General features: G+C 69.4%; 19 protein-coding genes and 1 pseudogene. 14 read left to right on the top strand and 6 right to left on the bottom strand.

From position 1 onward, the window contains the following. The first annotated feature begins 92 nt into the window (after nucleotides 1-92). Nucleotides 93-869, top strand: a complete 777-nt coding sequence (locus QF046_RS07685; protein ID WP_307372776.1) for a TSUP family transporter — start codon at nucleotides 93-95, stop codon at nucleotides 867-869. Between the two features lie 131 nt (nucleotides 870-1,000). Here QF046_RS07685 and aspS read toward each other — a convergent pair whose 3' ends face one another. After that, nucleotides 1,001-2,782, bottom strand: a complete 1,782-nt coding sequence (gene aspS, locus QF046_RS07680; RefSeq protein WP_307367972.1) for an aspartate--tRNA ligase — start codon at nucleotides 2,780-2,782, stop codon at nucleotides 1,001-1,003. Nucleotides 2,783-2,854: 72 nt separating this feature from the next. Here aspS and QF046_RS07675 point away from each other — a divergent pair, with 72 nt between their 5' ends. The 6 genes from QF046_RS07675 (at nucleotide 2,855) to QF046_RS07650 (ending at nucleotide 8,102) form a co-directional block, all read left to right on the top strand. Further along, complete coding sequence (locus QF046_RS07675; RefSeq protein ID WP_307367969.1) at nucleotides 2,855-3,490, top strand: histidine phosphatase family protein; 636 nt, start codon at nucleotides 2,855-2,857, stop codon at nucleotides 3,488-3,490. A 64-nt stretch (nucleotides 3,491-3,554) separates the two neighbouring features. Then, complete coding sequence (locus QF046_RS07670; protein ID WP_307367967.1) at nucleotides 3,555-4,175, top strand: TlpA disulfide reductase family protein; 621 nt, start codon at nucleotides 3,555-3,557, stop codon at nucleotides 4,173-4,175. Beyond that, on the top strand, nucleotides 4,172-4,945 hold the full coding sequence (locus QF046_RS07665) for a cytochrome c biogenesis CcdA family protein (RefSeq protein WP_307367963.1): 774 nt from the start codon (nucleotides 4,172-4,174) through the stop codon (nucleotides 4,943-4,945). The genes QF046_RS07670 and QF046_RS07665 overlap by 4 nt, the downstream gene beginning before the upstream one ends. 4 nt (nucleotides 4,946-4,949) lie before the next feature. Beyond that, nucleotides 4,950-6,704: a cytochrome c biogenesis protein ResB gene (locus QF046_RS07660; RefSeq protein ID WP_307367960.1), complete on the top strand. Its 1,755-nt coding sequence runs from the start codon at nucleotides 4,950-4,952 to the stop codon at nucleotides 6,702-6,704. A gap of 1 nt (nucleotide 6,705) precedes the next feature. Further along, a complete protein-coding gene (gene ccsB, locus QF046_RS07655; protein ID WP_307367957.1) occupies nucleotides 6,706-7,698 on the top strand; it encodes a c-type cytochrome biogenesis protein CcsB in 993 nt (330 codons plus the stop codon). A 20-nt stretch (nucleotides 7,699-7,718) separates the two neighbouring features. Continuing rightward, nucleotides 7,719-8,102 carry a phage holin family protein gene (locus tag QF046_RS07650; protein ID WP_307367952.1) on the top strand — a complete coding sequence of 128 codons (384 nt, stop codon included), beginning with the start codon at nucleotides 7,719-7,721 and terminating at the stop codon, nucleotides 8,100-8,102. 108 nt (nucleotides 8,103-8,210) lie between these two features. Here the strand turns inward: QF046_RS07650 and QF046_RS07645 are convergent, their stop codons facing one another. The 3 genes from QF046_RS07645 to QF046_RS07635 form a co-directional block, all read right to left on the bottom strand. Further along, nucleotides 8,211-8,801: a 2'-5' RNA ligase family protein gene (locus QF046_RS07645; RefSeq protein ID WP_307367949.1), complete on the bottom strand. Its 591-nt coding sequence runs from the start codon at nucleotides 8,799-8,801 to the stop codon at nucleotides 8,211-8,213. A gap of 165 nt (nucleotides 8,802-8,966) precedes the next feature. Then, nucleotides 8,967-11,003: a YhgE/Pip family protein gene (locus tag QF046_RS07640; RefSeq protein WP_307367947.1), complete on the bottom strand. Its 2,037-nt coding sequence runs from the start codon at nucleotides 11,001-11,003 to the stop codon at nucleotides 8,967-8,969. Next, the gene (locus QF046_RS07635) at nucleotides 11,000-13,894 is read right to left on the bottom strand and encodes an efflux RND transporter permease subunit (RefSeq protein WP_307367943.1); all 2,895 of its coding nucleotides are present in this window, start codon (nucleotides 13,892-13,894) and stop codon (nucleotides 11,000-11,002) included. Before QF046_RS07635 ends, QF046_RS07640 begins: the two co-directional genes overlap by 4 nt. 140 nt (nucleotides 13,895-14,034) lie before the next feature. On the opposite strand from QF046_RS07635, the gene QF046_RS07630 reads away from it, so the two are divergent. Then, complete coding sequence (locus QF046_RS07630; protein WP_307367942.1) at nucleotides 14,035-14,652, top strand: TetR/AcrR family transcriptional regulator; 618 nt, start codon at nucleotides 14,035-14,037, stop codon at nucleotides 14,650-14,652. A gap of 24 nt (nucleotides 14,653-14,676) precedes the next feature. On the opposite strand, the gene QF046_RS07625 is transcribed toward QF046_RS07630, so the two are convergent. Beyond that, nucleotides 14,677-15,651, bottom strand: coding sequence for an o-succinylbenzoate synthase (locus QF046_RS07625; RefSeq protein ID WP_307367939.1), 975 nt, complete (start codon nucleotides 15,649-15,651; stop codon nucleotides 14,677-14,679). Between the two features lie 163 nt (nucleotides 15,652-15,814). On the opposite strand from QF046_RS07625, the gene QF046_RS07620 reads away from it, so the two are divergent. Then, nucleotides 15,815-16,147 carry a PadR family transcriptional regulator gene (locus QF046_RS07620; protein WP_307367937.1) on the top strand — a complete coding sequence of 111 codons (333 nt, stop codon included), beginning with the start codon at nucleotides 15,815-15,817 and terminating at the stop codon, nucleotides 16,145-16,147. A 1-nt stretch (nucleotide 16,148) separates the two neighbouring features. After that, the gene (locus QF046_RS07615; RefSeq protein WP_307367932.1) at nucleotides 16,149-17,105 is read left to right on the top strand and encodes a permease prefix domain 1-containing protein; all 957 of its coding nucleotides are present in this window, start codon (nucleotides 16,149-16,151) and stop codon (nucleotides 17,103-17,105) included. Between the two features lie 106 nt (nucleotides 17,106-17,211). Here the strand turns inward: QF046_RS07615 and QF046_RS07610 are convergent, their stop codons facing one another. Then, entirely contained in the window at nucleotides 17,212-17,919 is a 708-nt protein-coding gene (locus tag QF046_RS07610; protein ID WP_307367927.1) for a peptidylprolyl isomerase, read from the bottom strand. Between the two features lie 76 nt (nucleotides 17,920-17,995). Between QF046_RS07610 and QF046_RS07605 the strand changes: the two are divergent. From QF046_RS07605 to QF046_RS07590, 4 genes and pseudogenes are all read left to right on the top strand, one after another. After that, nucleotides 17,996-18,908, top strand: a pseudogene (locus QF046_RS07605) (1,4-dihydroxy-2-naphthoyl-CoA synthase). 202 nt (nucleotides 18,909-19,110) lie between these two features. Beyond that, nucleotides 19,111-20,235 (top strand): AMP-binding protein, encoded by a 1,125-nt coding sequence (locus QF046_RS07600; RefSeq protein WP_307367921.1) that lies wholly within the window; start codon nucleotides 19,111-19,113, stop codon nucleotides 20,233-20,235. A gap of 103 nt (nucleotides 20,236-20,338) precedes the next feature. Beyond that, nucleotides 20,339-21,130, top strand: coding sequence for a class I SAM-dependent methyltransferase (locus QF046_RS07595; protein WP_307367918.1), 792 nt, complete (start codon nucleotides 20,339-20,341; stop codon nucleotides 21,128-21,130). A gap of 179 nt (nucleotides 21,131-21,309) precedes the next feature. Beyond that, entirely contained in the window at nucleotides 21,310-22,509 is a 1,200-nt protein-coding gene (locus tag QF046_RS07590; protein WP_307367914.1) for a sensor histidine kinase, read from the top strand. Nucleotides 22,510-22,523: the final 14 nt, after the last annotated feature.

Below are 22,523 nucleotides of genomic sequence, written 5' to 3'. Positions count from 1 at the left end.
GGAATACTGTCCTCATGCCTTCTCCCCGACTCCCGATCGTCTGACACGTGGAGATCGGTGCACTTCTCGGGCTGGAGCAGCTCACCTGGGGCATGCTCGTGCTCATCGTCGTCGCCGCGTTCGGCGCGGGCTGGATCGACGCGGTCGTGGGTGGCGGTGGCCTGCTGCAGCTGCCCGCCCTGCTGCTGATCCCGGGCATCACGCCCGTGCAGGCGCTGGCGACGAACAAGCTCGCCGGTGTCGCGGGCACGGCCACCAGCACTGCCACGTACTATCGGCGCGCGAAACCCGACCTGCGCACAGCGCTGCCGATGGCGGCGATCGCGCTCGCCGGGTCGTTCGGCGGCGCCGCGGTGGCGATCGTGCTTCCGGCATCCGCGTTCAAGCCGATCATCGTCGTCGCCCTGCTCGCGGTGGCGCTGTTCACCACCTTCAAGCCGCAACTGGGAGCCGCGACGAGACTGCGGTTCCAGGGACGCAGGCACCACATTGCCGCGGGACTCTCGGGGCTCGTGATCGGGTTCTACGACGGCCTCATCGGGCCGGGCACCGGTACATTCCTGGTGATCACTCTGGTGGCGCTGATGGGCTACGACTTCCTGCAGGCCAGCGCGAAGTCCAAGATCGTGAACCTCGCCACCAACACCGGGGCGCTGCTGCTGTTCATCCCGCACGGCGCGGTGCTGTGGCTGTTCGGCGGCATCCTCGCGGTCGCGAACGTCGCGGGCAGCTATCTGGGCTCGCGGATGGCGATCTCGCGCGGCTCGAAGTTCATCCGCATCGTGTTCCTGATCGTCGTCGTGCTGCTGATCGGCAAACTCGGCATGGACGTCTGGAACGAGAACATCGCGCCCGCTCTCGCCGCCTGAGCCCAGCGCCCCGTACGGGACGCCGCCCCTGCTGGGCTGCCCCGCCCCTGCTCATTCACGCGGATGAGCAGGGGCGAGGTGGCTGAGCAGGGGCGGCGACGAAGCGGAGGCCCGACCTGGGAGGTGTCGGCTCAGGCCTCGGCATCCTCCGCGACGAAGTCCACGCCGGCCTCGGCGCGCTGCTCCGGGGTGATCGGAGCGGGCGCCTCGGTGAGCGGGTCGAACCCGTTACCCGACTTCGGGAATGCGATGACCTCGCGGATCGAGTCGGTCTTGGTCAGGTGCTGCATGACGCGGTCCATGCCCAGCGCGATTCCGCCGTGCGGGGGAGCGCCGAACTTGAACGCGTCGAGCAGGAAGCCGAACTTCTCGTCGGCCTGCTCCTCGCTGATGCCCATCACCTGGAAGACGCGCTTCTGGATGTCCTCGCGGTGGATGCGGATCGACCCGCCGCCGAGCTCGGAGCCGTTGCACACGATGTCGTAGGCATAGGCCAGGGCCGAGCCAGGGTCGGTGTCGAAGGTGTTCTCGAACTCGGGCTTCGGGCCGGTGAACGCGTGGTGCACGGCCGTCCAGGCGCCCGCGCCGACCGCGACATCACCCGAGGCGACGGCATCCGACGCGGACTCGAACATCGGCGCGTCGACGACCCACGTGAACGCGAACTCGTCCGGGTCGAGCAGCTCCAGGCGGCGACCGATCTCCACGCGCGCGGCGCCGAGAAGGGCGCGGCTCGCCTTGGTCTCGCCGGCGGCGAAGAACGCGCAGTCACCGGGCTCGGCGCCCACGAGCTCGGCGAGGCCCGCCTGCTCCGACTCGGACAGGTTCTTGGCGACCGGGCCGCCCAGGGTGCCGTCCTCGTTGAAGAGCACGTACGCGAGTCCGCGTGCGCCGCGCTGCTTGGCCCACTCCTGCCAGGCGTCCAGCGTCTTGCGCGGCTGCGAGGCGCCGCCGGGCATCAGCACCGCGCCGACGTACTCCGACTGGAACACGCGGAAAGGCGTCTCGCTGAAGTACGCGGTGGCCTCGACGAGCTCCAGGCCGAAGCGCAGGTCGGGCTTGTCGGAGCCGTACTTCGACATGGCGTCGGCGTAGGTCATCCGCGGCAGCGGCGTCTGCACGTCGACGTCGATGGTCTTCCACATCGCGACGATGAGGGACTCCATCATCTCGATGACGTCCTCCTGCTCGACGAAGCTCATCTCGATGTCGAGCTGGGTGAACTCCGGCTGACGGTCGGCGCGGAAGTCCTCGTCGCGGTAGCAGCGGGCGATCTGGTAGTACTTCTCCACACCGCCCACCATCAGCAGCTGCTTGAACAGCTGCGGCGACTGCGGCAGCGCGTACCAGCTGCCCGGGTGCAGGCGTGCGGGCACGACGAAGTCGCGGGCACCCTCGGGGGTGGAGCGGGTCAGCGTGGGCGTCTCGATCTCGACGAACTCGCGCTTGTGCAGCTCGTCGCGGATGGCCTTGTAGACATCGGAGCGCAGGCGCATGGCGGCCGCGGGCGCCGGGCGGCGCAGGTCGAGGTAGCGGTGCTTCAGGCGCACCTCCTCGCCGATCGGGTCGGACTCGGCCAGTCCGCTGGAGACCTGGAACGGCAGCGGGGCCGACTCGTTCAGCACGACGACGTCGGATGCGATGAGCTCGACCTCACCGGTGGGCAGGTTCGGGTTCTCGTTGCCGGCCGGACGGCGGGAGACCTCGCCGGTGACCTTCAGGACGAACTCGCTGCGCAGCGGGTGCGCGATCTCCTCATCGCGGATGACGACCTGCGCGATGCCGGATGCGTCCCGAAGATCGATGAATGCGACGCCTCCGTGATCGCGGCGACGATCGACCCACCCCGAAAGGGTGACAGTCTGACCGATGTGCTCGGCTCGCAATGAGCCTGCCGTGTGGGTGCGAAGCACGGATTTTCCTCCTGATCGGATAAGGGAACTCCGCCATTCTAGGCGAGTGGCCAGCTCTCCTAGACTGGCGGCATGCCCGCATCCCGACTCCATCTGGTGCGCCATGGCGAGGTCCACAACCCCGCCCGCGTGCTCTACGGTCGCCTGCCCGACTATCACCTCAGCGAGGCGGGGCAGCGGATGGCGCGCGCCGCCGCCGAGCACGTCGTCGGTCTCGGGAGGTCTGTCGCGCAGCTGCGATGCTCGCCGCTGGAGCGCACCCAGGAGTCCGCGGCGCCGTTCGCCGAGCTCACCGGCCTGACGCCCGTGCTCGAGGAGCGCATCATCGAGCCGACCAACATCTTCGAGGGCAAGCGGATGTCTCGCGCATTGCGCGACCCGCGCAACTGGTGGCACCTGCGCCGTCCCTCTGTGCCGAGTTGGGGGGAGTCCTATCTCTCGATCACCGACCGGATGCTGGCGGCGATGGACGAGAGCTGGCACGAGGTGACGAACGCGACCGACGGCGGCGACATCGTCTTCGTCTCGCACCAGGCGCCGATCTGGATCACGCACCTGGCGGTCGCCGGTCTTCCGCTGCGGCACGATCCCCGCACGCGGCGCTGCGCGCTGTCCAGCGTGACCAGCTTCGAGCGCGTCGGCGACGTCTGGCGCGAGGTCGATTACGCGGAGCCGGCGGCATCCGGAATCGACCTCGGCGCGGTCTGAGCCGGGCCTGCGAGCGGAGCACCGTTCCAGAGCAACCATAGGAAACGCGCGTACGATTCCCAGCGTGTCCACGTCTGCCCGTTCCCTTCGTGGCGCCTGGCGCATCGCCGCCGCAGCGTTCGCTGCGACGCTCGCGATCGGCCTGAGCGCCTGCGCTCCCGACCCGGCCACCGAGGCGTTCCTGAACGGCGATCAGAAGGCCTACACGACCAAGGACTTCCGGGTCCAGGAGATCCCCGCCGACCAGCGCGGTGAGCCCGTCGAGTTCGGCGGCGTCACCGAAGGCGGCAAGACGTTCTCGAGCACCGACATCAGCGGCGACGTCGCGGTCGTCAACTTCTGGTACGCCGGATGCGGTCCCTGCCGCATCGAGGCGAAGGATCTCGAGGCCACCTGGCAGAAGCACGAGGATGACGGCGTCGCCTTCATCGGCGTGAACATCTACGACCAGGCCGATACCGCCAAGGCGTTCGCGGAGAAGTACGGCATCACCTACCCCAGCCTGATGGATGCCGACACCGGTCAGGCCAAGCTCGCGTTCGCGAAGGTCACGCCCATCCAGGCCCCGCCGACCACCCTCGTGCTCGACAAGCAGGGCCGGGTCGCGGCCCGCATCATCGGGCCCATCGACGGCACCTCCATCCTGTCGACCCTGATCCAGGACGTGCTCAAGGAGAAGGCGTGAATCCGGATGCCGTGATCGGCGCCGGAGCTCTCTGGCTCGCCATCCCGCTGGCGCTCGCCGCCGGCCTCGTCTCATTCCTCTCGCCGTGCATCCTGCCTCTGGTGCCCGGCTACCTCGGTTTCATCGGGGGAGCGGCGGGGGTGTCAACGGGTTCCGGCGCCCAGACGGCCACCGCCACGCAGGCGCGCACCCAGCGTCGGCGGATGCTGCTGGGGGTGCTGCTGTTCATCGCGGGTTTCACGGTCGTGTTCGTCGCCTACACGGTGCTGGGCGGTGCGGCATCCGTCTTCCTGCTGCAGTGGGGTGAGTTGATCACCCGCATCCTCGGCGTCGTGGTGGTGCTGATGGGCCTGGTGTTCCTCGGACTGTTCGGCTTCGCGCAGCGCGAGTTCAAACTGCACGTGAACTCCACCACGGGCCTGGTCGGCGCACCGCTGCTGGGCATCACGCTCGCGATCGGCTGGGCCCCCTGCACCGGACCGACGCTCGGGGCGATCATCAGCGTGGGCTGGACGCTCGGTGACCCCTGGCGCGCCGCGCTGCTGGGTGTGGCGTACTCGCTGGGCCTCGGCATCCCGTTCCTCCTGGTCGCACTCGGCTTCGGCTGGGCGACCTCGGCGACCGCGTTCATGCGGCGCCACATCCGCACGGTCAACATCATCGGCGGCACGCTGCTCATCCTGCTGGGCGTGCTGATGGTGACCGGCGTGTGGACTCAGATCATGTCGAGACTGACGGCGGTGATGGGCAGTGTCATCCTCCCCCTCTGATGGTGTGAAGAACGCCGCGAAGGCCCCGAAGAAGAAGGCGCGCGACGCGCAGGACGGCTCGTCCGCGGCATCCGACCCGCTGCGCCCTGCCGACCACGTCGATTCCGCAGCTCCCGTCGACGACGGCATCGCCCAGCCGAAGCTCGGTGTCACCGGCTGGCTGCGCTGGGGCTGGCGCCAGCTGACCTCGATGCGCGTCGCCCTGATCCTGCTGCTGTTCCTCGCGATCGCGGCGATCCCCGGCTCGATCTTCCCGCAGCGCTCCGCCGACCCGAACGGCGTGCTGAAGTACAAGACCGACAACCCCGACCTGTTCCCGGTCCTCGACAAGCTCAGCCTGTTCGACGTGTACTCATCGCCGTGGTTCTCGGCGATCTACCTGCTGCTGTTCATCTCGTTGATCGGCTGCATCATCCCGCGCATCAAGCACCACCTCAAGGCGCTGCGCGCGCTGCCGCCACGCACCCCGGCACGGCTGGCGCGACTGGACGATCACCGGTCGGTCTCCCGCGCCCGTTCGACAGACTCAGGGACCGCGGATGCGGAGGCGGAGGCAACCGTCGCCGTCGCCGAGAAGCAGCTCAGAGCGCTCGGCTACCGTGTCGCCCGCTACGACCGCGGCCGCACCTGGTCGGTGTCGGCCGAGCGCGGGTACTGGCGCGAGACGGGCAACCTGATCTTCCACATCGCGCTCGTCGGCGTGCTGATCACCGTCGGCATCGGCGGCAACTACGCGTACACCGGGCAGAGGGTGGTCGTGGAGGGCAAGTCCTACGTGAACGCCCTGATCGACTACAACTCGATCAACAAGGGCCGCTTCGTCGCCGATGACGCGTTCGAGCCCTATGCCCTCACGCTGAAGTCCTTCGACGTCTCCTACGTCGGCCTCGGCGAAGCCGGGGCGGGCCAGGCGGGGGATTTCAAGGCCAACCTCAGCGTGCGCGAGCCGGACGGCTCGAAGATCGATGACGCGGTCAAGGTGAATCACCCGCTGAGCGTGGGCGGCGACAAGATCTACCTGCTCGGCAACGGCTATGCGCCCACCATCACCGTGCGCAACGCGCAGGGTGAGAGCGTGTTCCACGATGCGGTCGAGTTCCTTCCGCAGGACAACAACATGACCTCGCTGGGCGTCGTGAAGATCCCCGACGGGATGCCGGAGCAGCTGGGCCTCGTCGGCTTCTTCTACCCGACGGCGGTCAAGCTCGAGTCCGGCGCGCTCACCTCGGCGCACGGCGCCCTGAACATCCCGCTGCTCACCCTCGACGTGTACGAGGGCGACCTGGGCATCGACGGTGGCACCCCCGTGTCGGTGTATCAACTGGACACCCAGGACATGACCCAGCTCACCGGTCGACAGACCGACGTGAAGTCGATCCAACTGCAGCCGGGCGAGACCGCCGACCTGCCGAACGGGCTGGGCACGGTCACGTTCGACAACGAGGCGCCCGCCGGGGCCAAGGACTTCACCCAGTCGGTGAAGCGCTATGTCTCGCTGCAGATCCACCACGACGACTCGGCTGTCTGGGTGCTGGTGTTCGCGCTGCTCGCGCTCGCCGGCCTCGGGCTCGCCCTGTTCGTCCCCCGACGTCGCATGTGGGTCAAGGCGACAGCATCCGACGACACCATCCACCTGGAGTACGCTGGCCTCGCGCGAGGCGAGGACCCCACACTCTCCGCCGCCGTGGACGACCTCGTCCGCGGACACGAGCGGCTGCTCGATGCAACCGCTTCTCGGCACCCCGTGAAGGGAGCATGACATGCCCGACTTGGATTCCATCTCGATCCTGACGCTGTGGACGGCCATCGCCATCTACGCCGGCGCCTTCATCGTTTTCACCTTCGACCTGGCGCGGCGCTCGTCCACCGTGAAGGCCGAGGAGCGGATGCTGGTGATGGCGGACGGTGCGGTCGTGACAGCTCCGGGCGAATCGCCGTACGCGTCGGGTACCGGAGGAGCCGAGGGCGCCGTCGCGCCGGTGAAGCAGCGCTTCGTGATGGCGCGCATCGGAACCTCGTTGACCATCCTGGGCTGGCTGTTCCATCTGGCCGCGACCGTCACGCGCGGCATCGCCGACGGCCACGTGCCGTGGTCGAACCTCTACGAGTTCGCGATGATCGGCACGCTGCTGGTCGTGCTGGTCTACCTCGTGGTTCTGATGCGAATCGACCTGCGCTTCCTGGGGGCGTTCATCACCGGACTCGTTCTGGTGCTGCTGGGCGCTGCCGCGGCGAACTTCTACCGGGAGGTGACTCCGCTCGCCGAACCGTTGAAGTCGGTGTGGCTGGTCATCCACGTGTTCGTCGCCTCGCTGTCGGTCGGCGTGTTCGCCCTGGCGTTCGCCCTTTCGGTCGTGCAGCTGATGCAGGCGCGGCGCGAGCGTCGCCTGGCCGAGGGCATCGAGAACGCCGGCCCCGGGTTCCTGCGCACGCTGCCCGACACGGTGCGGCTCGAGAACCTCGCCTACCGCTTCTCCGTGGTCGGGTTCATCCTGTGGACCTTCACACTCATCGCCGGTTCCATCTGGGCGCAGGACGCCTGGGGTCGCTACTGGGGCTTCGACGTCAAGGAGACATGGACGTTCATCATCTGGGTGCTGTACGCCGGCTACATCCACGCCCGTGCGACGCGCGGCTGGCGCGGCTCCCCGTCGGCGTGGCTGTCGATCGTCGGCTTCGCGTCGGTGATCTTCAACTTCACGATCGTGAACGTGTTCTTCAAGGGCCTGCACGCGTACTCCGGCCTGAGCTGACCCGGGTCTAGCATGGCGGCATGGTCCGCTTCCTCATCCGCACGGCGATCTCTCTCGGGACGTCGGCCGTCGCGCTGCTCGTGTGCTTCTGGGTGCTGCCCGATTTCGGACTCTCTCTGGGCGGGTTCCTCACCGCGGTGATCGTCTTCACGATCGCTCAGGCGATCCTCAGTCCGGTCATCACCTCCCTCGCCCGCAAGCACGCCAACGCGATCCTCGGCGGCGTCGGACTGATCTCCACCTTCGTCGCGCTGCTGATCGCCTCGCTGTTCCCGGGCGGCCTGCACATCACCGGCATCGGCACCTGGGTGCTCGCGACACTGATCGTCTGGGTCATCACGGCGCTCGGAACCTGGCTGCTGCCGCTGATCTTCCTGAAGAAGACGGTGACCCAGCGCGGCTGATCAGCCGCCGGCATCCGTCCTTTCACCGGTGCAGGAGATTCGTCCGGTACAGGACGAGCCGAGCGAAATCGGCCTGTCCTCGGTGATTCTCCTGTCCTGGGTGCAGGTTCACCGGCCGAACGGGATGACCTCGCGGTGCTCGGCGCCGCCCGAATAGGACACGAACTCGACCTCGGCGACCGTCTCGACGGGCGGCGACGGGTATTCGTGGTGCGTGTCGGATGCCAGCTGAGCCCAGGCCGCGGCATCCAGCGTCTTGGCGTAGACGGTGGAGAGATGGAAGGTCCAGTCCTGCAGCGGCAGCTCGCCGATGCGGCGCAGGTCGGTGGCGTCCAATGCGTCGGTCAGCGACGAGTAGGCGTGCAGCAGTGCGGGGGTGCGTCCCAGCCGGGCGATCACGATCTGCCAGGGTGTGGGGAACGAGTCCACCGCCTCGTAGACGATGTCGATCGGATGCTGCTGCGCCGCCCAGGTCTGCACGACGGAGCGCACCGCGTCGATGCGCTCGGGCTCGTACAGCCCGCGCAGCGTGACGTGCGCGGCGCCCGGGTAGCGCACGCCGTCGCCGAGACGCTGCCGCGCGGCATCCTGCACCCGGTCGAACTCCCGCATGACCGCACCGACCGGCCGCAGCACGACGTACTGCTGCCCCTCCAGATCTCGCAGCTGACCGGGGTTCGTCATGAAGTCACGTGCCATCCCGCGACACTACCGGCGGCGCTTCAGCATCGTCGTCACATGCGCTCGAGAACAGGACATACGGCGAGAACAGGACGATTCTTCGCGAATCGTCCTGTTCTCAGCGAATCTCCTGTCGCGGGTGAAGCGGGTTGATGCCGGATGCCGGATGCCGGATGCCGGATGCTACGCCGCGGCGAGGACCGCCTTCGCGCTGGTCGTGCGGCGGGCGGTCACCGCGAGGGTCGCGGCTCCGAGCGCCAGCACGCCCCAGACGATCAGCCCCGCAGCCGCGGCGCCTGTCGGGGCGATCAGGCCTCCGAGCGCGGGTGACGTCGGCATCGCCGCGCCGAGACCCGCCAGCCAGCCGGGGATCGTCGAGATCAGTCCGGTGGCCACGGCGACCACGCCCACGAGCGCACTGATCCAGCGTCCGATCCCGCCGAGCACGGCCACCAGGGCCTGGTTGACCGCGGCGAAGGCGATGCCTGCGAGCACGGCGAACGCGGCGAAGCCCCACCACGTGGCGGCGTCGTACGAGGCGACGATCTGCACGATCAGTGCGACGAGCAGGCCCTGCCCGACGCCCAGCGCTGCGGCCGGCCAGAAGCCGCGCAGCACCATGCCGATCGACGAGCGGCGCGAAGTGAGAGCGTTGCCCGGCACGGCGCGCAGCGCGATGAACGACGCCAGCGCGCCGAACCACAGCACCACGGCCGACAGCAGCGGGATCGCGGTCGGGCCGAACATGGCATCCGCCTCCGCCGATGCCTTCACCGGGTCGGCGATGACGGATGCCAGCTTCGTCGACTGCTGCTCGTCGAACGAGGGCAGCGAGGTCGACGCCGTCTTCAGGCCGTCGGCGAGCTCGCCGGTGCCGAATGCTAGGCTGTCGACGCCATCGGCGAGCTTGCCCGCGCCGTCGGCGAGGGCGGAGGCGCCGTCACCGAGCTGGGATGCGCCGGAGGACAGGGCGGATGCTCCGTCGCCGATGTCACTCGCGCCACCGGAGAGTCCTCGTGCGCCGTTGGCGGACTGGTCGATGCCGGCCGCCAGCTGACCGAGGCCGCTGCCGAGCTGCGATGCTGCCCCGCCGGCGGTGCGCATCTGCGAGCTCAGCTCGCCGGCGGTCGCGGCGATTCCGTCCGACACGTTCTTCGCGTACGCCGAGCTCGTGTACGCCGGCTTGACGGCGGCGCCGAGGTCTCCTGCCGCTTGACCGAGGCGTGTGCAGAAATCGACGGTCGCTCCGGATGCCGCGCACTCCTGCGCGAGGTCGCCGATCGTCTGAGCGCTTCCGCCGACGCTGTCCGCGACCTGCTGGGCCGTGGTCGCCGAGGTCCCCGCGGCTCCGACCAGCTGCTGCATGTCGCCCTTCGGATCGGAGAGCGCGGCGGCACCCGCCGTGAGTCCCTGACCGAGCTGAGTCGCTCCTGCGCCGACCTCTCGCGTCTTGGATGCGATCGTGTCGAGCCCGCTGCCGAGCTTCGTGGCGCCGTCCGAGAGCTGGATGGCGCCGCCGGCCAGCTTGCTCGCCCCACCGGCGATCCCGTCCGCACCCTCTGCGAGCTTCGACGCTCCGCCCGGCAGCGCGGCCGCTCCATCGGCGGCACTGCGCGCACCGTCGGCGAGCTTCGAAGCGCCGTCGGCGGCCTCGCCGATCTGGTCTCCGATGGTGCTGAACCCGACCAGCACGTTGCCGACTGTGGCCTCGCTGAGCATGGTGCCCATGGTCGAGGTGGCGACCGAGGCGATCTGGTTCGTGATCAGGTCGTCGGCCACGCGCCCGTCGGGCGGCGTGGTGACGGTGATCTTGGCCTGCTTCGCGGCATCCCCACCGTCCTTCAGCGCGGTGCCGGAGGAGGTGGCGTCAGCGGAGAACGACTTCGGGATCGTCACGACGGCCTGGTACGTGCCGTCGCCGAGGCCCTTCGCGGCGTCCTTCTCGTTCGAGATCACCCAGGTGAGGTTCGAGTCGATCTCGTCCGACCCGTCGACCAGGCCCGCGGCGAGCTGACGCCCGAGCGGCGTGTACTGACCGTCGATCGTGATCGGCTTGTCGAGGTTCACGACGGCCGCCGTCATCGACTCGAGGCGGTCGGTGGGGTTCTGCAGCGCGGTGACGAGGATGCCGCCGATGATCGCCGGCAGCAGCAGCACGCCGATGAGCGTCAGCCAGGTGATCGGCCGGCGCGAGCGCGCGCGTTCGATGGGGAGAGTCATGCGGTCACCTCGGTCGTGTCGGAGGAATCAGTGGTCGCACCAGCGACCGGCTGTGGGGCGAGAACGTCGGCTTCAGCGGTCGGGAAGCCGACATCTGCGCCCCACAGACGGTCTTCGGCGGAGGTGGCGGGGGCGGGGTCGCGCAGGTCGACGACGGATGCCGCGGAGCGACCGGCCTCGGTCAGCAGGGCCCGCGCGGAATCGGCATCCGTCGCGGTGACGAAGACGGCGAGGTCGGGGCCGGCGTCACGCAGACGAGCGGCGACCTGATCGCGCTCGGCGGAGGTGAGCCGGTCGACGCCGTCGAGCACCACCAGCCCGGCGCGTCCGCGCAGCGCCTCGGCGGCCTGAGTCGCGGCATCCGGCTCGGAGAGCAGGGCGATGCCGACCCGGGCACGCACCCATGCGGCGCGTCCCGGCAGCAGATGGCCGTCGACGCGCAACATCCCGGCATCCGTCTTCATCCGCCCCGCGACGGCCAGCGACAGGGCACGCAGCGCACGCGGCGCCGCACCCGTCACGATCAGGGATCCGCCGGGTGCAAGGCGCAGATGCGCGCCCGCGACGTCGACGGCCGAGATGTCCAGGTCATCGGCGGCGAGGATGCTGTCATCGCCCGGCCATTCGGCCAGCGCCCGCTCGCGCTCCACGGCCTCGCCCTCGATGTCGACGTGCGGCAGGATCCGCTCCATCCAGCGCGGGATGCGCCAGGCGCGGTCGCCGAGGATGGCCATCACGGCGGGGATCAGCGTCATGCGCACGAGGAACGCGTCGATCGCGATGCCCGCGGCCAGGCCCAGGGCGATCGGCTTGAGCGACGAGTCGCCTTCGGGGACGAACGCCACGAACACGGCGAACATGATCAGAGCGGCGGCGGTCACCACGCGGGCCGTGCTCGAGAAGCCGGTGCGCACGGCGCGGATCGCGGACTCGCGGCGGGTGGCCGGATCGTGCCGGGCCTTGTCGTGCACGAAGTCCTCGCGCATGCGGGAGACGAGGAACACCTGGTAGTCCATCGCCAGGCCGAACAGCACACCCATCAGCACGATCGGCATGAAGCTGATGATCGGGCCGGTGCGGGCGACGTGCAGGGCATCCGCGAACCAGCCCCATTCGAAGACCGCGCCCACCACGCCGAACGCGGCGATGATCGAGAGCAGGTAGCCGATCGCGGCGGTCACGGGCACCCAGATCGAGCGGAACACGATCGCCAGCAGGATCAGCGACAGGCCGATCACGAAGACGCCGAACGGCAGCAGGGCGGCGCCCAGCTGGTCGGAGATGTCGATCGCGACGGCGGTGAATCCGGTCACCTTGAGGTCGATGCCGAACTCTTTCTGCCACTCGTCGTGGTGCGAGCGCAGTTCGCGCACGAGATCGGCGGTGGCCGGGTCGTCGGGCGCGGTGTTCGGGATGATCTGCACGATGCCGGTGTCGGCGGTCTCGTTCGGGGTGGCCAGAGCCACCTCGCGCACGCCGGGGAGCTTCTCGACGGCGGCGCCGAGGTCTTCCATGAGGTTCAGTGGGTCGGTCGAGGTGACGATCGTGCCGGTCAGGATCAGCGGGCCGTTGAACCCGGGCCCGAACTCGTCGGCTGTCAAGTCGTAGCTCTGCCGTGCCTCGGAGTCCTTCGGCAGCACGCCGGCGTTGGGCAGGGCGAGGTTCAGGCTCAGCGCGGGGATGGCGATGATGCCGAGCCCCAGCACGACCGCGATCGTGACGAGGATCGGGCGCTTCGTGACGCCCGCTGCCCAGCGCTCGGAGAAGGTGCGGCGCACGGCCGGCTTCGGCATGGGTCCCTGAGCCTGTCGAAGGGCCGTCTTCTTCTCCGCAGCCTTGGCAACTTTCTCGGCGGCGCGACGCGGTCGTCCGGCCACGCGGCCCTTGAGGAATCCGAGCAGCGCGGGGGTGAGCGTGATCGCGATCATGACGGAGATCGCGACGGCGACGGATGCCGCGATGCCCATCGTCGTGAGGAAGGGGATGCCGGCGAAGCCGAGTCCGATCAGGGCGATCAGCACGGTGATGCCGGCGAACACCACGGCGGATCCGGCGGTGCCCACGGCACGCGATGCGGACTCCTCGGGATCGACGCCGTCGCGCACCTGGTCCTGATGCCGGGCGACGATGAACAGCGAGTAGTCGATGCCGACCGCGAGGCCGAGCATGAGCGCGAGAAGCGGAGTGGTGGAGGAGACGGAGGCGAATGCCGTCGCGGCGAAGATGCCGGCCATCGAGATTCCGACGCCGAGGATCGCGGTCAGCAGCGGGAGCCCCGCGACCACGAACGAGCGGAAGGTGACGATGAGCACGAGCAGGGCGATCAGCAGGCCGACTGCCTCGGTGATCGTGATCGCGGGGATCGACATCGCGAACAGGTCTCCGCCGAGTGCGACCTGCGAGCCGTCGGGGAGGGCGGTGCGGAGCTCGTCGACCTGCTTCTGGAGGTCGGCCTTGGCCTGTGCGGGCACGTCGGTGGCCTGGCCCTCGAACTGCAGGCGCACGATCGCAGCGCTGTGCTCGGCGTTGACCATGCCGCTGATGTTCTCGTCGTACGGAGAGGTGACCGCGAGCACGCTGTCGTCGAGGTTCGTCAGGTCCTTGACCGACTTCTCGATGTCGGCCCTGTACGGGTCGTCACGGATGTCATCGCCCGGTGCGGCGACCACGATGAACTGCGCGTTCGTGCCGCTGACCTGGGGGAAGGTGCGCGAGAGCTGCTCGAGGCCGGCCTGCGATTCGGTGCCGGGGATCGAGAAGCTGTTGTCGGTGCCTGCGCCGAGCACGAGCGCGCCGCCGCCGGCGATGCCGAGCACGAGAAGCCAGCTGACGAGCACGCGCCAGGGGTGCCGGAACGACCAGCGACCCAGCGAGGACAGAAGAGTGGACACGCGGCCTCCGCGGCAGTTCGATACACAGATGTATTCAGTACGTACCTGTATCGTAAGTCGTCGGAGGAACCGGATGCTGTGCACAGGATGTGAACATCGGGCGGCGGTTCTCTGAAAGAGTTGAGGCTTCAGGAGGAGCGATGTCGACGTCTGCGACGCGGAGCAGGGAGAACACTCGTGCGCGCCTGCTCGAAGCCGCCACTCAGGTCTTTGCCGAGGTCGGGCTCGAGGGTGCAACCGTCGAGGCCGTCTGCGAGCGGGCCGGCTTCACCCGCGGTGCGTTCTACTCCAACTTCGAGTCGAAGGACGAGCTCTTCCTCACTCTCGCCGCATCCGTGGGTGAGGCGCGGTTGACCGCCGTGCGTGCACGGGTGAGCGAGCTCGTCAGTGCCGAGGCCCTCGAGGACTGCGATCCGGTCGAACTCGTGCAGCAGATCATGGACTCCGGTGCGGATGACCGGCTCGGCGTCATGATGATGAGCGAGATCCGCATCCGCGCACTGCGCGACCCTGCGTTCGGTGCCGCCTATCTCGCGCAGGAGCGGGAGATGGTGGGCAGCATCGCCGAGATGATCCAGGAGATCATCGATTCCGGTCAGATCACCCTCCGCATTCCCGCCGCCGAGGCCGCGAGCCTGCTCATGGTCGTCTGGGAGGGCATGACCGTGCGCGGTGCGATGGGCGGCGACGACTCCACTCGTCTGCGTCGCGCCGGCAGCGAGGCCCTCGGCCGGATGGTCGAGCTCCTGCGCGTCTGAGACCGGTCGGTGCTGGCCGCCGGCTCAGTCCGCCAGCAGTGCGTGGCAGCGCTCGAGGCGCGCGAGCCACCATTCGCGGCGCTCGGCCGAAGCCTCCAGGCGCGCCAGCGCGCCGGCATCCGGGGTCACTCGCGCGACCGAGACGAACCCGCCGACCGGGCGCGCGTCGGCCACGTCGTCGGCGAACAGCGAAGCCGTGCCGAGCCCGCAGTCGTAGTCGAGGTCGGGGAGGGATGCCGCCAGCGCCGCGCCCTGCGAAAGCCCGACGGCCGTGTCCAGGGCGCTGGAGACCACGGTGGGCAGGCCGCTTTCGGCGACGATCGACAGCGCCTTGCGGATGCCGCCCAGCGGCTGCGCCTTGATCACGATGAGGTCCGCGGCCTTGGCCTGCGCGACGGCCAGCGGGTCGGCGGCTTTGCGGATGCTCTCGTCGGCGGCGATCGGAATGCCCTTGTGCTTCACGCGATAGCGCAGCTCGGCCAGCTCATCCACGGTCGCACAGGGCTGCTCGACGTACTCCAGGTCGAGCTCGCCGAGCTCGTGGATGGCGCGCTCGGCCTCGTCGAGGTTCCAGCCGCCGTTGGCGTCGATGCGGATCCGACCCTCGGGTCCCATCGCCTCGCGCACCGCGCGCACGCGGGCGAGATCGTCGGCCAGACTCTGCCCGCGCTCGGCGACCTTGACCTTGGCAGTGCGGCATCCGTCAAATCTCGACAGCACCTCGGCGACGCGCGCGGCGTCGACGGCCGGCACCGTGGCGTTGACGGGGATGCGGTCGCGCAGGGGCGCGGGCTGCTCGTTCCACGCGAAGTCGATCGCGGCGTGCAGCCAGGTCGCGGCCTCGGCATCCGCGTACTCGACGAAGGGTGAGAACTCCGCCCACCCCTGCGGGCCCTCGAACAGCAGCGCTTCGCGCACGTCGACTCCCCGGAATCGGGTGTTCATCGGCAGGGCGACCACGCGGGCGGTGGCGAGCAGTTCTGCGAGCGACGGCGTCATGCGTCCATCATGCCCTCGTCGCCTCCCCAGCCCGTCTATTTGTGCTGAACGCATGCGAAACGGGCCCGAAGGGGTGCGCAAGACGCAAACAGGCGGGCTCTGGAGCGGTCGCACTCTAATGTGTGATTGACAATAGTGTGTGACGCACAGTAACGTGTGAGTCATGAACGACACGGAGTTCGACGGACACCTGCAGGAGCTGCGGCGCGGCACGATCGTGCTGGCCAGCCTGATGCTGCTGCGCAGGCCGGGCTACGGGTATGGGCTGCTCGAGCAGCTCGCATCCGCTGGGTTCCCCACCGATGCCAACACGCTGTACCCGCTGCTGCGCCGACTCGAGAAGCAGGGCTGTCTCGAGAGCGAGTGGAACACCGACGAGGCGCGTCCGCGCAAGTTCTACCGCACCTCCGAGGCGGGCAACCGTCTCGCCACGATCCTGACCCAGGAGGTCGCCGCCATCGCGGCGGCGACCGCCGCACTCACTGACGGAGAATGACATGACCGCCACGCTGACCGACCGCTACATCACCGCAACCGTCAAGAGCCTGCCGCCGCAGCTGCAGTCCGAGGTGCGGGACGAGCTGCAGGCATCCATCGCGGATGCCATCGACGCCCGCACCGAGCAGGGCGCCGCGCTGGAGAACGCCGAGCGCGACGTGCTCACCGACCTGGGCGACCCGGGCGTGCTCGCCGCCGGCTATGCCGACCGCCCGCTGCACCTGATCGGACCCAAGTACTACCTGACCTGGTGGCGACTGCTGAAGCTGCTGATCGCGATAGTCCCGGCCTGCGCCTTCGGCGGTGTGGCGATCGCGCAGGCGATCGACGGCGCCACTGTCGGCGGGATCATCGGCGAGAGCATCGCCGTGACGCTCTCGGTGGTCGTGCACATCGCATTCTGGACCACCCTGGTCTTCGTCATCCTGGAGCGCACCGGGGCCGACACCGGTGCCAAGTGGAGCGTGGATCAGCTTCCTGAGGAGACGCATCCCGGAACAGGACGCGGCGATCTGATCGGCTCCCTCGTGATGCTCGCGATCTTCGCCGCCGTGCTGCTGTGGGACCGGTTCCGCGGATTCGTGCCCACCGCCGATGCGCCCCTGCCGATGCTGAACCCCGATCTGTGGCCGTGGGGCATCGGCGCGGTGCTCGTGCTGATGGCAGCCGAGGCGGCGCTCGCCATCGCAGTGTACGCACGCGGGCAGTGGACCTCGGCCCTCGCCGTGACCAACACCGTGCTCGCGGTGGTCTTCATGAGTCTCGCGCTCACCGCCCTCGGGCGGGGCGTGCTGTTCAACCCGGAGTTCGTGCAGGTCGTGTTCACGGACAACGGGGTGGATGCCGAAGCGCTGACCGTGCTCGCCGTGCTGACCGGGGTGGGCATCGCCGGCAGCGCCATCTGGGACGCGGTCGACGGATGGCTGAAGGCTCGCCGCGCCCGCTTCGCCGTCTGACCTCGTCCGCTGCCCGGTCGCCGCATACACGTCCAGGTCGCAATGGTTGCCGTCATCCGCGCTGCGGAGCGGCAACCATTGCGACCTGGACGGTCGTGTGCGCGGGTCAGCCCTGAGTGACCGCTGTGATCTTCACCGGCGTCTTGGGCGCTCCGTCGGGGGCGCCGTTCGCAGTTCCCTCGTCGGCGATGCCCGCGACGATCTCGGTGCTGGCCGCGTCGAGGTGGCCGAAGACGGTGTACGACGGCGGCAGCTGCGTGTCGGCGTAGACGACGAAGAACTGCGAGCCGTTGGTGTTCGGGCCGGCGTTGGCCATCGCGAGGGTGCCGGCCGGGTAGGTCTCGGAACCGTTCAGCTCGTCGGCGAAGGAGTAGCCGGGGCCGCCCGTTCCGGTGCCCGTCGGGTCGCCGCACTGCAGCACGAAGATGCCCTGGGTGGTGAGGCGGTGGCAGGTGGTGCCGTCGAAGTAGGACTGCTTCGCCAGGGAGAGGAAACTGTTCACCGTGCACGGCGCGGCTTCCGCATCCAGCGTCACCGCGAGATCGCCGGCGCTGGTGGCGATCGTCGCCGACACGTCGCCAGAGGCGGTGGGGTCGGCATCCGGAGCATCGACCGGCTTCGACGCCGGCCGCGAGTCGGCTGGGTAGCTGCACTCGCCGGATGCCACGGGGGAGTCGGATGCCGCGGACGTGGGCTGCGCGCCGGCATCCGTCGTCGGATTCGAGGCGCACCCGGCGAGAGCCAGGGCTGTCGCCGCGGTCAGGGCCAGGAGGGCGAGACGGACACGGGAGGAGCTGAGGGCTGAGGTTCGCACCCGACGATCGTACGTGAGGGCGCCCGTGGCGAATGGACGAGGCTCGCCGATCGGCGGGCCGGAATAGGCTGGGGGCGTGACCGATGACTTCGTCTCCGACATCTTCGACCCGGGCCGAGTGGACCCTGGCGCCGGGCGCCGAGGCGTACACCGACATCACCGCGCATGTCTCGCGCGACGGCGGTGTCGCCCGCATCGCATTCGACCGGCCGGAGGTGCGCAACGCGTTCCGCCCGCACACCGTCGACGAGCTGTACCGCGCGCTCGACATCGCGCGGCAGGACCCGCGCATCGGCGCCGTGCTGCTCACCGGCAACGGCCCGAGCCCGAAGGACGGCGGCTGGGCGTTCTGCTCCGGCGGCGACCAGCGCATCCGCGGCCGCGACGGGTATAAGTACAGCGCCGACGAGTCGGCCGTGCAGGATCCGGCGCGCGCAGGCCGCCTGCACATCCTCGAGGTGCAGCGCCTGATCCGCTTCATGCCGAAGGTCGTCATCGCGGTCGTCCCGGGTTGGGCGGCCGGTGGCGGGCACTCGCTGCACGTGGTCTGCGACCTGACGATCGCGTCGGCGGAGCACGGCCGTTTCAAGCAGACGGATGCCGATGTCGGCAGCTTCGACGCCGGCTACGGCTCCGCGTACATGGCCCGCCAGACCGGACAGAAGATCGCCCGCGAGGTGTTCTTCCTCGCGGAGGAGTACTCCGCGCAGCGCGCCTACGAGATGGGCGCCGTGAACCGGGTCGTGCCGCACGCCGAGCTGGAGCAGGAGGCGCTGAAGATGGCGCGCATCATCCTGACGAAGTCGCCGACGGCGATCCGGATGCTGAAGTTCGCCTTCAACGCGGTGGATGACGGCATGGTGGGTCAGCAGGTGTTCGCCGGAGAGGCCACCCGCCTCGCCTACGGCACCGACGAGGCCGTGGAGGGCCGCGATTCGTTCCTCGAGAAGCGCGACCCCGACTGGTCGCCGTTCCCGTACCACTTCTGATGACGTTCACCACGGGTACGGGCACGCCGTCGCCATCCCGCGTTCAGGTCGCGATTCGTCCCGTTCACGGGAGCGCCCGGACGTTCGGGTCGCGATTCGTCTCGGTATCCGCCGGTCATTCCGGGACGAACTGCGACCTGAAACGACGCGCGACGCGCAAACCGGGACGAACTGCGACCTGGAGCGCCGGGAGGAGGCGCCGATGAGGCTGCATCCGATCGACGGCGACGACGCGCGCGCGGTGCTCGAGGCGCTGCCGGCGGCCCTCGACGGCGCCCGGCCGCTTGCGCTCGGCTTCACACCGGCATCCGACGACGAGGTTCCGGACGGGACCGCCGCCGTGATCGCCACCTCGGGCTCGAGCGGCGTCCCCAAGAAGGTGATCCTCAGCGCGGCCGCGCTGACGGCGAGCGGCACGGCGACCGCCGAGCGCATCGGCTCCGGGCGATGGACGCTCGCGCTCCCCGCCGGGTACGTCGCCGGTCTGCAGGTGCTGGCGCGCTCCCTGCTCGCCGGCACCGATCCGATCCTGCTCGAAGGAAAGCTGACGCCGACGGCCCTGGTCGACGCCGCAGGTCAGGGGGGCGAGTACATCTCCCTGGTGCCCGCGCAGGTGGCCACGCTGATCGATGCCGCCGACGACCCGGATGTGCTCGCGGCGCTGCGCGCCCACCGGGCGATCCTCGTGGGCGGGCAGGCCCTCTCCGACAGCATCCGGATCCGCGCCATGGAACTGCGTGTGCCGCTCGTGCACACCTACGGATCCAGCGAGACCAGCGGAGGATGCGTGTACAACGGCATCCCGCTGGACGGCGTGCGGGTAGGGCAGGTCGACGGCGAGCTGCGGATCAGCGGGCCGATGCTCGCCACCGGCTACCTGGGCGACCCGGCGCTGACGGATCGCATCTTCACCACCGACGAGCAGGGCGAGCGCTGGTACCGCACGGGCGATCGCGGCTTCATCCTGGACGGCGAGGTCGAAGTGCACGGCCGGCTCGACAACGTGATCGTCTCGGGCGGCATCAACATCTCCCTTGACCGCGTGGAGCGCATCGTGCGCACCGTGCCCGGTCTGGAACAGGCCGTCGTGCTCGGCATGCCCGACGAGCGGTGGGGCGAGTCGTCGGTCATCTTCGCTCCGGTGCCGGAGGGCGGAGACGGGCGATGGATGCTGGACGAGGCCCGCACACGGGTGGAAGCCGGGATCGGCAGGCACGCCCGCCCCGTGCAGTTGCAGGGCGGCGAGCTGCCGATGCTGGCATCCGGCAAACCCGACCGCGAGACACTGCACCGCAGGATCCACGAAGTCCCGCCCCCGCCCGCCTGAGACCCGCCCTTTTCCTCAAGCCCGTCTATATGGCGCGAACCGCCCTGATTCCGGTCTGAAATGGGCGGTTTGCGCCATACAGACGGGCTCTAGGCTGGCGGGCATGGCCGTCTACACGCACGGGCACCACGATTCGGTGCTGCGCTCGCACAACAACCGCACCGTCGACAACTCCGCGGCGTATCTCGCCGAGCACCTCACGGCCGGTGTGCACCTTCTCGACGTCGGCGCGGGGCCCGGCACGATCACGGCCGACTTCGCCTCGCGCGTGGCGCACGTCACGGCCACCGAGATCGATCCGGATGCCCTGAGCCTGTCGCAGAAGCTGGCCGCGTCGCGTGCCATCTCCAACATCGACTTCGCGGTCGAGGACGTGCACGCACTGAGCTTCGCCGATGACACCTTCGACGTCGTGCACGCGCACCAGGTGCTGCAGCACGTCGGCGATCCCGTGCAGGCGCTGCGCGAGATGCGCCGAGTCGCCAAACCCGGCGGCATCGTCGCAGCCCGCGACGCGGACTATGCCGGATTCATCTGGTTCCCGCTGCTGCCCGAACTGGATGAGTGGCTGCGCCTGTACAGCGAGGCGGCGCGGGCGAACGGCGGGGAGCCTGATGCCGGCCGACGACTGCTGGGCTGGGCGCGGGCCGCCGGCTTCGCGGACGTCACGGCGACAGCATCCACCTGGTGCTACGCGACTCCGGAGGAGCGCGCGTGGTGGGGCGGGATGTGGGCCGACCGCATCCGCCAGTCCGCCCTCGCCCGCCAGCTGACTTCGTCGGGGATGGCGTCGGATGCCGATCTGCAGCGCATCAGTGACGCCTGGCGCGCCTGGGCCGCCGACGGCGACGGCTGGTATCTCGTCCCGCACGGCGAGATCCTCTGCCGCGCCTGACCCGGCGCCCTGCTGTCGTCCCGGACAGGTGGCGCACATGCCACGTTCGATGGGGGTGACAGGTCTCATGTGGCGCACATGCCCGCCGTCGAGGGCGCCATGTGGCACACATGCCCGGACCCCAGGGATACATCTCCCGACGGATGCCCCGACTCGGACCTCTCCCGTAGCGTGTGAGTGTGATCCGCCCCATCTCCCGCACCTGGCTCGTGCTCGACATCGTCGGCAGCGTGCTCGGTCTGCTGATCACCGTGCCGCTGTCGTTCCTCTTCGGCATGGGCTGGCTGAGCGCGTGGATGGGACCGGGGCTGCTGGCGAACAGCGTGGTCGTGGTCGTCGGGATCGCGATGTGGGGCGCCGCGGCGATCAGCAGGCTCTCACCGGTCCTCGCGCTGATCATCGCCTGGGCGGCCGCCCTGCTGCAGATGGTGGCGGGCCTGTCGCCGCTGCCTCTGAACATCGCCGTCTTCGTGGTGCTGTTCGCGACGGCCGCGTGGGGCAGCCGACGGCTGCTGTGGATCGGGGCGATCTCCGCGGGTGTCGGCGGTCTGGTCGCCGGCACGTACATCGCGCTGATCCAACTGAGGGAGACCGGGCTGAGCGCGGACCTCGGGTCCGCGACGCAGCTGGTGTGGCTGGCGCTGCTGGCCGCCACCTCAGTCGGCTTCGCCTTGGTCATCGCCTGGGGATCGGGATTCATCTGGCGTGTCATCCGGGCCGGTCGCGCCACCCGTCAGGCGCAGCTGCAGGCCGAGGCGGTCGCGGCGGAGGAGCAGGAGCGCGTACGCATCGCCCGCGACATGCACGACATCGTCGCGCACTCCCTCGCGGTGGTGATCGCCCAGTCCGACGGTGCGCGGTACGCGGCGGCGACGCAGCCCGAGCTCGCGCAGGAGGCGCTCACCACGATCGGGCAGACCGCTCGCGCCGCGCTCTCGGACGTGCGGATGCTGCTCACCCAGCTGCGTCATCGTCAGGGCGACGGCCCGCAGCCCACGCTCGCCGACCTCGAGCAGCTGTTCGCGCACGTCCGAGGCTCCGGCATCGAGCCGCGCGTCACAATCGACCCGATGCCGCCGGGGGAGCCGCCGGCATCCATCCAGCTCGCCGTCTACCGAATCCTGCAGGAGGCGCTGACGAACGCCCTGCGTCACGGCCGGGATGGTGTCGACATCCGCCTGTCCTGGTGGCCGGACCGCGTCGAGATCGACGTGCGCAACACGATCGCGACGGTGCCGGTCGGCATGGGCCCGAGTGGCGGTCACGGCCTGGTCGGCATGCGCGAACGCGCGCAGCTGGTCGGCGGCACGCTGACAGCCGAGCGCATCGATGACCAGTTCGTGGTCCGTTCGACGTTGCCCGTCGGTTCCGTCCGGTAATCCTGCGCGGACGG

Origin of the sequence: Microbacterium sp. W4I4 (genome assembly GCF_030816235.1) — a bacterium.
In the GTDB taxonomy this organism is placed as follows: Bacteria; Actinomycetota; Actinomycetes; order Actinomycetales; family Microbacteriaceae; genus Microbacterium.
The sequence above is the reverse complement of the archived record's forward strand: the minus strand, read 5'-3'. Positions and strand labels throughout refer to the sequence as shown.